We start from the raw sequence: 10,740 nt of genomic DNA on the forward strand, positions 1-10,740 counted from the left end.
GGAAGCCTTTTTCTGTATGGGGCATTTCTCCCGTCTGTACGCTCTTTCCTGAGAGGAAGGAGCTTTTTTCTTATTTGTCGCTCTGACTGGCGGCTGCTGCCCAGCATCCGGGCGCGGTCGCCTGCGCGGCGGGAGGCGACCAAGCCCGGATGCCGGGCCGAAGCCGAATCCAGTGGCAAAAAAGAAAAAAGAAAAGCGGATGCCGCCGGGAGGCGACCAAGCCCGGATGCCGGGCAGAAGCCGAATCCAGCGGCAAAAAAGAAAAAAGAAAAGCGGATGCCGCCGGGAGGCGACCAAGCCCGGACGCCGGGCCGAAGCCGCAAGCCAGCGACGGAAAAAGAAAAGGCGACCACCCCCCTGATGCGGGGCAGCGGTCGCCAGTCGGCGATATAAAGAGGAAAATTCCCCCGCTTAGCCTTCAAAGAAAGCGCGGTACGCCTCAAACGTGGCAAAAAGATCCACGCTGCTGGAGAGCTCAAAGGGGCTGTGCATGGAGAGCAGCGCCGGGCCGCAGTCGATGACGTGCATCCCGTAGGCGGCAAGGAAGAGCGCCACCGTGCCGCCGCCGCCCAGATCCACCTTGCCCAGCTCGGCCACCTGCCACGGGATGTCGCGGGCGTTGAGCAGTCCGCGCAGCTCACCCAGAAATTCGGCATCGGCCTCACTGGCCCCGTATTTGCCGCGCGAACCGCCGACCTTGCTGAAGCAGGGACCATAGCCGAGCTGGGCGGCGTTCTGCTTCTCGTGGACTTCGGGGAAATCGGGGTCAAAGGCGGCGGTCACGTCGGCGGAGATGGCCCGCGTGTTCATGAACACCTGCGAGACGGGCAAAGAGGGGGCCCAGGCGCGGGCGATGTCCTCCACGCAGTATTGCAGGAAACGCGAGGACGCGCCGGTGGCCCCGTCGGAACCGATCTCTTCCTTGTCCCAGAAGATGACGGCCATATTCGGGGCGGTGCGGCCCGGACGCGCGCCGAGCAGGGCCTCCAGCGCGGTGAAGACGCAGATGCGGTCATCCTGCCCGTAGCCGCCGATGAGGGCCTTGTCCAGCCCCACGAAACCGGCCGGGCCTGCGGGCACGGCCTGCATGTCCGCGGAGATGAAGTCTTCTTCCCGCACGCCGTACTTGTCGTGCAGCAACTGGAGCAGATAACTCTTGAGGGGTTCCTTTTCGTCGTCCTTTGCCGTGCGTCCGGCGCGCGGGGCCGGGCTGTGGGAAAGGATGACATTGAGCTTTTCCGCCTCAAAGGCTTCGCTCAGGGGCTGGGAGGACTGCTTCTGCGCCAGATGGGGCAGCAGGTCGGCGATGGTGAAGACCGGATCGCCCGGCCGGTCGCCGATGGCGATGGAGAGCGTCTTGCCGTTCTCCAGACTGACGACGCCGCGCAGGGCCAGAGGCCGGGCCAGCCACTGATACTTGCGGATGCCGCCGTAATAATGGGTCTTGGCCTGGGTGACGCCGGGCTGTTCGATGAAGGGGCGCTGCTTGAAGTCCAGCCGGGGCGTGTCGGCATGGGCCGCGATGAGGCGCAGGCCCTGCGACAGGGGCGCGCGGCCCCGGCGGGCGGCAAAGAGGGCCTTGCCGCGGAAGGAGCGCAGGAACAGGCCGTCCTTGGGATTCTCGCCGTAGCCCTTTTCCGCGAGGCGGCGCTGCACATAGGCTATGGTCTCGCGTTCGGTCTTGCAGGCGGAAAGGAAGTCGATGTAGCGCTTGGCGAAACTTTCCATCTCCTTGCGGCGGGTGGCCGTGGCGGCATAGGTTTTCCAGGCGCTTTCCGGGGTGTAGGCGATATCGGGTGTGTTCTTCTTCATGGCTGTATCCTTTCTGTGAGCGCGGCGCGCAACAGCGCGGCCACGCGGGCATGATCATGGTCGCACAGGGTGCGGGGGTCAAGGCAAAATCCCTGCTCGTCCATCCGTCCCACCAGCGGCGGATCACCGTCCAGCAGACGCCGGCGCAGCTCGACGGCGGAACAGACGGCCGGTTCCAGACAGACGAGGGTCGTGGGCAGATCATACTGCGGGAACGCGCCGCCGCCCACGCGGGAAACGTCCTCGCGCAGGCGGATGCGGCAGGCGTCGCCCAGTTCGCGGCGCAGGCGGGCGGCGAGACGCCGGGCCGCGCGGGCCAGCGCTTCGGCGGGCTGGAAGATCATCCGCAGGGTGGGGATGCGCTCCCGTGCCCGCTCCGGCTCGCAGTAGAGGCGCAGGGTGGCCTCCAGCGCGGCCAGCGTGAGCTTGTCGCAGCGCAGGGCGCGGGTGAGCTGATTGGCCTTGAGGGCCGCGATGCGCTCCCGGCTGCCCGCGATGATGCCGGCCTGCGGGCCGCCCAGCACCTTGTCGCCCGAAAAGGTGACGATATCGGCCCCGGCGGCCAGCACCGAGGGCACGGTGGGTTCGTTGGGCAGGCCGCAGGCGCTGAAGTCCGTGAGGCTGCCGCTGCCCAGATCCTCAAAGACCGGCAGATCGTGCTGCCGGGCCAGTGCGGCCAGTTCTTCCAGCGGCACGGCGCTGTGGAAGCCCACGATGCGGTAATTGGAGGTGTGCACGCGCATGAGGGCGCGGGTCTGTTCGGTGATGGCCGCGGCATAGTCCCGCAGATGCGTGCGATTGGTGGCCCCGACTTCGCGCAGGCTGGCGCCGCTCTTGGCCATGACTTCGGGGATGCGGAAGCTGCCGCCGATCTCCACCAGTTCGCCGCGCGAGACGATGACCTCGCCGCCCCGGCAGAAGGTGTCCAACACCAGCAGCACGGCCGCGGCATTGTTGTTGACCGTCATGGCGGCCTCCGCGCCGGTGAGGCGGCAGATGAGCTCCTCCACCAGCGCGTGCCGGGAGCCGCGCCCGCCGGTGCTCAGGTCCAGCTCCAGGGTGGAATAGCCTTGCGCGGCCCGCAAAACGGCCTCGCAGGCTTCCGGGGCAAGGACGGAGCGTCCCATATTGGTGTGCACCACCACGCCCGTGGCGTTGATGACGGGCCGCAGGCGGGGCCGCAGCGCCGCCCGCACATGGGCCAGCAGCAGCGGCAGATGCGCGTCGAGGGCGAGCTGTTCGGGCTCGCTGACGCGTCCGGCGCGGATATCCTCGCGCTGCCTGTCCCAGTAGACGGTAACGGCTTCGCGCAGCAGGGGGCGGGGCTGCGCGTGCAGCTCCGGCGCGCGCTCCAGCAGGGCCGTCAGACAGACATCGACGGACGGCAGGCAGCGAAAGAGCTGATTCATGCGGAAACCTCCGGGAGGTCGGGAGCCGGGGCGGCCGGCGGCGTCAGGTAGTGCGGGAAAAGGCTGAAGAACTCCGCCAGCAGGTAGAGGGAGCCGCAGAGCACCACCGGAGCGCCGCTCCCGGACGTGGCGGGAACGGCCTCGCGCGCAGCGGCAAGGGCGCTCGCCACATCGGGCACGGCGCGGGCCGTGGGGCATGCCCGGCCCGCATTGCAGGCCGCCGCCACGGCGGAAGCTTCGGCGGCGCGTTCGTTGTGCAATTGCGGCACGAGGAGGGGGATGTCCCCCAGTTCCTTTTGCAGCAGGCGCGCCGCGGGCAGCCAGTCCTTGTCGGCAAGACAGGAAAAGATGGCGCAGCGCGGTCTTTGGCCCATCCGCCGCAGATGGCGGGCCAGGGCCTGCATGCCGTGCGGATTGTGGGCCCCGTCCAGCAGCAGGGGCGGGTGGGCCGCGCAGGCGGGGAGGGATTGCAGGCGGCCCGCGATGAAGGCGCGGGCAAGACCGGCGGCCTCGGCGGGCGTGGGCGCGGCGGAGGCGGGCAGGGCGGCATGGCCGAAGCGCGGGGCCAGCGCGCGCCAGGCGGCCAGCGCCACGGCGGCATTGACGTGCTGATGCGGCCCGGCCAGACCGAGCGGCACGGCGGGCGGCAGCGGCTCCACGAAGGTCAGCGGCGCGCCGCGGGCGGCGGCTGCGGCTTCGAGCGCGGCGCGGGCCGCCGGATACTGCGGCGCGCTGACGACAGGGGCGGCGTCGCGGATGGCCGCGGCCTTGTCGGCGGCGATGTCGGCCAGCGTGGGGCCGAGGATGGCCGCGTGGTCAAGGGCGATGGGCGCATAGCAGAGCGCGTCGGCCGGACAGGCGGTGGTGGCGTCGTGGCGTCCGCCGAGGCCGGCCTCGAGGATGGCCAGCTGCACGCCGTGACGGGCGAAGGCCAGCAGGGCCAGCACGGTCAGGAATTCAAAATAGGTCAGCTCGGGACAGGCGGCATAGACCTCATCGGCCAGAGCCGGCCAGTCGTCCTCCGGCAGGGGCACGCCGTCCAGCCGGATGCGTTCGGCCGGGGAGACGAAATGCGGCGAGGTGTACAGCCCGGTACGCAGGCCGTGGCTGCGCGCCAGACTGTCCAGAAAGGCGGCGGTGGAACCCTTGCCGTTGGTGCCGAGCACCTGCACGCAGACGAGGGGAGGGCGAGTGGGGAAGAGGCGGGCAAGGGCCTGCTCCATGCGTTCCAAGCCCAGCTCCATATGGAAGAAACCGCGGGCGTCAAGATGGGCGATGACCTGGGCAAAAGAGGGAAAGGTGGTGTGCATGGGGAGAGTATGCCAGAAAACACGGGGCGTTGGCTACTGTCAGGACGGCAAAAAACGCGGTTCCGTGCCGCAGGAGACCACGGGGCGGAAAATCCGTCTTGCCGGTTGCTTTCCGCATCGGGCTGACCTAGCATGCCCTTATGGAAAGCACAATCATTCCCACATTATCGGCTGGGGACGTCGCCGCCCGTTGTACGGTGTTTCTGCTGACCGCCGACCCGCAATCGCCGCGCCGCGAGGAGCTGGTCAGGGCCACGGGAGGAGCCGTGGTGCAGATCTGTACCGACGTGGCGGCGCTCAATGCGGCCGTACGTGCCGCATCCACTCATTATTGCCTTATCTGGAGCGATGCCCTCGTTCCGACGGAAGGCCTGCTGCCGCGCCTGGTAGGACGCCTTGAAGCCGATGCGGCCTGCGTGGGGGTGTCGCCCGTCTGGACGTACACGCTGGACGGCAGGCGGATCAACGCCATGGCGGGGATGGCCGTCACGGCCGACGGCGGGCTGTGCGCCCTGTACGAAGGGCGGGACGCGGCGTCGGCTCCGGTCCGCAGCGTGCACCGCTGCGTGCTGGCCCCCGTGCAGTCCCTGCTGCTGCGGCGGGAGGCCTTCGTGGCGCTGGGCGGCCTGTCGGAGCAGCTCAATCCGCTGCTGGCCGGGCCGGATCTCTGTCTGCGTCTGGCCGCGCAGCACAAGGGGGGAGGCGCGGCCTTCTTTGCCGTGGAGCCGGAAGCGCAGGCGGAGCTGACGGATATCCTGCTGCCGCTGCAAGTGGTCGGCTTGTGGAACAGCCTGGTCTCGCGCGGGCGTCTGGCCTGCTCCGTCGCCGAGGATATCCATACGCATTGCGCGGCGGACGGGCTGGCCTGCGGCGTGAGCCGCTGGCTGGTGGACGGCCCCGTGGATCAGCTGGCCCCGGAAGTGGACGCGGCGGCCCCGTGGCAGGAAAGCTATTTTGCCTGGCGCGCCAGCGGGGATGCCGCCCTGCTGGCCCGCAGCGTGGAGAGCGCCCCGGCGGCGGAAAAAGCCCGGCTGCTGGCGCTGTGCCGCTCGCTGCCGGACTGCCTGCCGCATACGGCGGAGTGGTATGCCGCGCGGGCGGAAAAATTGCGCGCCTTTGCCGGCCGGCATGGGCTGGACGCCATGCAGGCGGCGCTGGCGGCATGGGATGCGGCGGCCTTCCGGGCGGACTGCCTCGTGCCGGCCATGCAGGCTTTGCGGCGGCAGGACATGTATGAAGCCTCGCTGGATGCCTGCCCGGGGACCTATGACGCCTGGCTGGAGCTGGAGGAAGAACCGCGCCGGGCCGCTGCCGCCGGAAAGACGCCCGCCGCTGTGGGACAGGCGTCCGCCGTGGAGACCGGCGCCGCCAGGCCGCGCCTGTCCGTGCTCATGCCCGTCTGGAACACCGATCCGGCCTTTTTGCGGGCGGCGGTGGATTCCGTGCTCGGGCAGACCTACGCGGACTGGCAACTTTGCATGGTGGATGACGCCTCGGACAGGCAGGAGACGCGCGAGCTGCTGGACAGCCTGAAAGACGCCGATGCGCGCATCCGCCTTGTGCGGCAGGAGAAGAACGGCGGCATCGCCCGCGCTTCGCAGCGGGCGCTGGAACTGGCGGACGCGCCGTGGGCGGCGCTGCTGGATCACGACGACATGCTGGCCCCCGACGCGCTGGCGCAGGTGGCCGATGCCGTGGCCGCCCAGCCGCACTGGCGCTACCTGTTCAGCGACGAGGACAAGATGGACGCCGCGGGCGTGCGGCGCAATCCCTTCTTCAAGCCCGGCTTCGACCGCGACCTTATCGAAGGCGGCAATTACGCCTGCCACCTCTCGGCCTTCGCGCGGGAAACGCTCCTTGCCGGCGGCGGTTTCCGCGAAGGCTTCGACGGAGCGCAGGATTTCGACCTCATCCTGCGGGTGACCGATGCCCTGGAAGACCGGCAGATCGGGCACATCCCGTCCATCCTCTACCACTGGCGCGTGCATCCCGGCAGCTGCGCCGGTCAGGTGGGCGCCAAGAAGGGCGTGGAGGAGGCCTCCCGCCGGGCCCTGGCCGACCATCTGGCCCGCTGCGGGCGGCAGGACGAGATCTGCGGGGCGGGGCTGACCAACTTCTTCCGTCTGGGACGCCCGCTGCCGGAAAAAGCCCCGCAAGCCAGCGTGGTGCTGCTGGCCCGCCCCGGCGTGGCCGTTTCCCCCGCCTTGCGGCGGACGCTGGAGGAACTCGCCACGCTCTGGCCCTGCGAGATCCTGTGGCAGCCGGTGGACGTCTCCATCGACGAGCCCAGCCGCGCCCCGTTCGCGGACTGGAAGGCCCTGCCTCCGGCCACCAACTGGGCGGGCGGCTGCAATGCCGCCGTGCAGGCGGCGTCCGGCGAGCTGGTGCTCTTCCTCGATGCCGCCCTGGCTCCGCTGCCGGGCTGCCGTCCCGAGCAGCTTCTCATCCAGGCCATGCGGGACGATGTGGCCGTAGCCGGGGGGATCATCCATCGTGACGGCGCGCTGTGGAACGCCGGACTGGCTCCCGGCGCGGGCGGACTGCCCTTTGCCTTCATGCGCGGCATGCCGCGCGAACTGCTGCGGCATGTGGCCTGGGGACAGCTGCTGCTGACCCGGCCCAGCATCGCCGCGCCCATGGAATGCATGGCCTTCCGGCGTGCTCTCTATCTGGACCGCAACGGCTTCAACGTAAACTTCGGCACGCTCTCCGGGGCGGACTTCTGCCTGGGGGCCGCCCGTCGCCGCCTGAAGACCCTGGCCAGCCCGTGGGCGCAGTGGACGCTGCTGGGCGAACATGCCGAGGATGCGCTTGCCGTGCGGACGCAGATCGCCATCCAGGAAGGTTCGGGCACCCAGTGCGGGACCCTGCGCGCCGCCGAGACGCGGGAATCCTACATCGCCTACCAGCAGATACTGCAGCGCTTCAAGGACCGCTGGGGCGACGACATCCGCCGCAGCCCCATCCGCAACCGCCAGCTCGGCGCGTCCTTCGACAACGGCTGGCGTCTGCCTCTCTGATGCGTTCTTTCCGGCGGGAGGTCTGAGCCTCCCGCCGGAAACGCGGGCTTTTGCGCGTTTTGCCCTTGAAAAGCAAAACGCGAGGCGGCGGCACAGCGTCGTCCGGCCCAAAGCAAGCGGAAAAACCGCGTTTTTTCCGCGAAACGACAGGCTGTATGATGGGAAACGCGAAGCGTTTCAAACGGGAAATGCCCTAACGAAAAATCGCCTCCGGTCTGACCGGAGGCGATTTTTTTCGCGCGGGACATACAGGGGATCGGGCCCTGTCTTGCGATCGCCGCGACAAAAAGAACGATGCGGATCTTCCTGACGGCATCCGGACGGCAGCATGCGGGATGATCCGCGCCGTATCCGGCATTAGCAGAGCGGAGGGGTGTCCGCCTGCCGTGCCGTTCAGGCCGGGGCCGTTAGCCCAGCACGGAGGAGCCGCGGAAGGAGATGTCCACGATCTCGTAAGTGACGCGCCCGCGCGGGATGTCCACGCTGACCTCGTCGCCCACTTCCTTGCCCAGCAGGGCCTGTCCCACGGGCGACAGGAAGGAGATGGATCCCTTGGCCGGGTCGGCCTCGTCCGGGCCGAGGATGGTATAGGTGCGGCTCTCCTCGGTATCCACGTCCTCCACTTCGACGGTGGCGCCGAAAATGACCTTGTCGCCGCTCAGCTTGTCCAGATCGATGACCTGATAGAGCGCAAGACGGGATTCGATGTATTTGATGCGGGCCTCGGTCATGCCCTGCCGTTCCCGGGCGGCGTCATAGCCCGCATTTTCCCGCAAGTCGCCCTCTTCGCGGGCTTCCTTGATGGCCTGGATGATCTGCGGGCGCTCGCTCTTGAGACGGGCCAGCTCGTCTTCCAGCTTCTTGTAGCCCTGTGTCGTGATGGGGATGGTGGTGACAGCCATAACATTCCTCCCTTGCGCGCACAGCGCGGCGTGCATGGCCGCTGCGGAGCGGCGTTACAGGTAACGGGGCAGCGCGGGGCTGCCATTGATACCGGGAACCGGACGGCATCGGCTCAAAAAAAGAAGTGCCCAAAGCCGCAGGGGCGGCTTCGGCACGGACAGAAAAAACGTGTCCGCCAAGGCATGGCGGACAACTTCGCTGGTGAAGGCACCATATGCTTTCCGGCGGCGGCGGTCAAGCCTTTGCGGCCGCCGGGCGCGGCGCTTCAGCCGCCGGGAGGAGACTCCCGGGGAAAAGGGAAGCGCATGCGCACGCGGCAGCCGCGCTTGCTTGCGAAAGACGGGAAAATACGCTAACCGAGGAGGAATACAAAGCAACCTGTTCCCTTCGAGCCGCCATGAAAAAATATCTGCGCTATCTTGGCCCTGTGCTGATCAGCTGTCTTTTCCTGCTGGCCATCTATCTTCTCTACCAGAAACTCAAGGCCTACAGCCTGGAAGAGATCCGGCAGAGCATCGAGCAGGTTTCCTATTTCAGCATCGGTCTTTCCATCTTCCTGACCATCATCAATTACCTCATCCTCGTGGGCTACGACTGGCTGGCCCTGAAAGCCATCCACAAGAGCCTGCCCCTGCCGCGCGTGGGGCTGGTCTCGCTCGTGGGGCAGTCGGTCAGCTACAACTTCGGGGCCCTGCTGGGCGGCACCACGGTACGGTACCGCTTCTATTCGGCCTGGGGCTTCTCCTTTTCCGAGATCGTGCGGCTGGTGCTCATGCTGGCCGTCACCTTCTGGGTGGGCGCGCTGGGCCTGAGCGGCCTCATTTTTCTGGTGGCCCCGCCCGTCATCCCGGACGAGCTGCTGGCCAAGATGCCCATCAAGGATATCCGCGTCCTCGGCGTGCTGCTCCTGTCCGTGGCGGTGATCTATCTTGTTCTCTGTTTCCGCATCCGCAAGCCCATCCATGTCTTCGGCAAGGAATTCGTCTTTCCCGCGCCGCGTCTGGCCGTGGCCCAGATGGTCGTGGCCGGGGTGGACCTCATCGCCGCCGCCTCCTGCATGTATGTGCTGCTGCCGCATGACCTCGGCATCAGCTTCCTGGAGTTCCTGCCCGGCTACCTCATGGCGCAAGTGGCCGTGGTGCTGACCCACATCCCCGGCGGGGTGGGGGTCTTTGAGCTGGTCATCCTGCATCTGACGCATACGCCGCGCGAGCAGGCCGTCTTTGCGGCGGTGCTGCTCTTCCGCCTCATCTACTACATCCTGCCCCTGCTGGCGGCGGCGGTGCTGCTGGCCGTCTACGAGGCCCGCCAGAGCCGCAACATGCTGCGCGAGGCCGGGCGCTGGCTGTCCGCCGTCTCGCATTCCGTTTCCGCCTACCTGACTTTTGCGGCGGGCGTTTTTCTGCTCGTGTCCATGACATTGCCTGTCCGGGACGCGGTGCTGGCGCGCATGAGCGAGATCCTGCCGCGTGCGGTCATGGGAGCCGGGCACTTCGTCTGCGCGCTTGCCGGCGCGACGCTGCTCTTTGCCTCCTACGGGCTGGAGCGGCGGCAGCGGCGGGCCTATTTCCTGGCGGCGGGCGCGCTGCTGGTGGGCATCATCGGGGCGCTGCTCAACGCCTTTTCCTGGGGCTGCGCTCTCATGAGCGCCGTGGTGCTGTTGGCCGTGGTGCTGGGACGGCGGCGCTTCTACCGCTCGTCCTTCTTCTGGGAGGAGCCCATCCCCCTGTACTGGTTGGGGGCCGCCTTCGGGGTGCTGGTGGTCAATTTCGCGCTGGGCTGGTTCGTCTACGCGCCGCACTGGGAACGGGCGGAACGCTGGGGCTTCGATCAGGGTTTCAATGCGCCGCATGTGCTGCTCGGCTTTGCGGGCATCGCCGTACTGGTCATCGTGGGCTGGCTGTGGCGCGTGAGCCTGCGCCGCCATAAGCGCAGACGCGAACGCAAGGCGCAGACGGCGGGCGACGCGTAACGAGCGGCGCGCGTAAGCGAGAAGAAAGATAAGGACGGCCCCCGGCTTGATGCCGGGGGCCGTCGTTTTGTATAAAAAAAGCGCCTGTCAGACGTTAGAGGGATTTATCTTTGAAACAGATAAATTGCGAGGCGGCGGGCAGCTCCACCCGGCCCAAAGTGAACGGAAAAACTGCGCTTTTTTCGCGAAACGCCTGGCCGTATGGTTTGAAACGCGAAGCGCTTCAAACGGAAAATGCTCTAGATAGTGCCGTCAAATTAAAAACATGTTATAATCTCTTCACTTACAATGAGGAGAGACCGTATGGCGGCACA

At 67.4% G+C, this 10,740-nt stretch carries 8 protein-coding genes; 4 read left to right on the forward strand and 4 right to left on the reverse strand.

Annotated features, from left to right (window positions below; genetic code table 11):
* Window positions 1-393 (forward strand): hypothetical protein (locus Q0K12_RS11700; protein WP_297263151.1); only part of this gene is annotated, 393 nt, incomplete at its 5' end.
* 18 nt (window positions 394-411) lie between these two features.
* Here the strand turns inward: Q0K12_RS11700 and Q0K12_RS11705 are convergent.
* Genes Q0K12_RS11705 through Q0K12_RS11715 form a run of 3 tightly spaced genes read right to left on the reverse strand, consistent with a single transcriptional unit; the run spans window position 412 to window position 4,531 of the window.
* Complete coding sequence (locus tag Q0K12_RS11705) at window positions 412-1,812, reverse strand: aminopeptidase (RefSeq protein ID WP_297263152.1); 1,401 nt, start codon at window positions 1,810-1,812, stop codon at window positions 412-414.
* On the reverse strand, window positions 1,809-3,221 hold the full coding sequence (selA, locus tag Q0K12_RS11710) for an L-seryl-tRNA(Sec) selenium transferase (RefSeq protein ID WP_297263153.1): 1,413 nt from the start codon (window positions 3,219-3,221) through the stop codon (window positions 1,809-1,811). The genes Q0K12_RS11705 and selA overlap by 4 nt, the downstream gene beginning before the upstream one ends.
* Window positions 3,218-4,531 carry a cyanophycin synthetase gene (locus Q0K12_RS11715; RefSeq protein WP_297263154.1) on the reverse strand — a complete coding sequence of 438 codons (1,314 nt, stop codon included), beginning with the start codon at window positions 4,529-4,531 and terminating at the stop codon, window positions 3,218-3,220. The genes selA and Q0K12_RS11715 overlap by 4 nt, the downstream gene beginning before the upstream one ends.
* A gap of 197 nt (window positions 4,532-4,728) precedes the next feature.
* Here Q0K12_RS11715 and Q0K12_RS11720 point away from each other — a divergent pair, with 197 nt between their 5' ends.
* Window positions 4,729-7,551 (forward strand): glycosyltransferase, encoded by a 2,823-nt coding sequence (locus Q0K12_RS11720; protein ID WP_297263155.1) that lies wholly within the window; start codon window positions 4,729-4,731, stop codon window positions 7,549-7,551.
* A 407-nt stretch (window positions 7,552-7,958) separates the two neighbouring features.
* On the opposite strand, the gene greA is transcribed toward Q0K12_RS11720, so the two are convergent.
* Window positions 7,959-8,453 carry a transcription elongation factor GreA gene (gene greA / locus Q0K12_RS11725; protein WP_297263156.1) on the reverse strand — a complete coding sequence of 165 codons (495 nt, stop codon included), beginning with the start codon at window positions 8,451-8,453 and terminating at the stop codon, window positions 7,959-7,961.
* Window positions 8,454-8,851: 398 nt separating this feature from the next.
* On the opposite strand from greA, the gene Q0K12_RS11730 reads away from it, so the two are divergent.
* Both Q0K12_RS11730 and Q0K12_RS11735 read left to right on the forward strand, forming a co-directional pair.
* A complete protein-coding gene (locus tag Q0K12_RS11730; RefSeq protein WP_297263157.1) occupies window positions 8,852-10,426 on the forward strand; it encodes a lysylphosphatidylglycerol synthase domain-containing protein in 1,575 nt (524 codons plus the stop codon).
* A gap of 110 nt (window positions 10,427-10,536) precedes the next feature.
* Window positions 10,537-10,740 (forward strand): hypothetical protein (locus Q0K12_RS11735; RefSeq protein WP_297263158.1); only part of this gene is annotated, 204 nt, incomplete at its 3' end.

The organism is uncultured Desulfovibrio sp. (assembly GCF_944324525.1).
In the GTDB taxonomy this organism is placed as follows: domain Bacteria; phylum Desulfobacterota; class Desulfovibrionia; order Desulfovibrionales; family Desulfovibrionaceae; genus Desulfovibrio.

What these genes read in the sequence shown, in the direction of transcription:
- Q0K12_RS11705 (WP_297263152.1), bottom strand. Translation starts at nt 1,812, where the DNA reads ATGAAGAAGAACACACCCGATATCGCCTACACCCCGGAAAGCGCCTGG.
- selA (WP_297263153.1), bottom strand. Translation starts at nt 3,221, where the DNA reads ATGAATCAGCTCTTTCGCTGCCTGCCGTCCGTCGATGTCTGTCTGACG.
- Q0K12_RS11715 (WP_297263154.1), bottom strand. Translation starts at nt 4,531, where the DNA reads ATGCACACCACCTTTCCCTCTTTTGCCCAGGTCATCGCCCATCTTGAC.
- greA (WP_297263156.1), bottom strand. Translation starts at nt 8,453, where the DNA reads ATGGCTGTCACCACCATCCCCATCACGACACAGGGCTACAAGAAGCTG.
- Q0K12_RS11730 (WP_297263157.1), top strand. Translation starts at nt 8,852, where the DNA reads ATGAAAAAATATCTGCGCTATCTTGGCCCTGTGCTGATCAGCTGTCTT.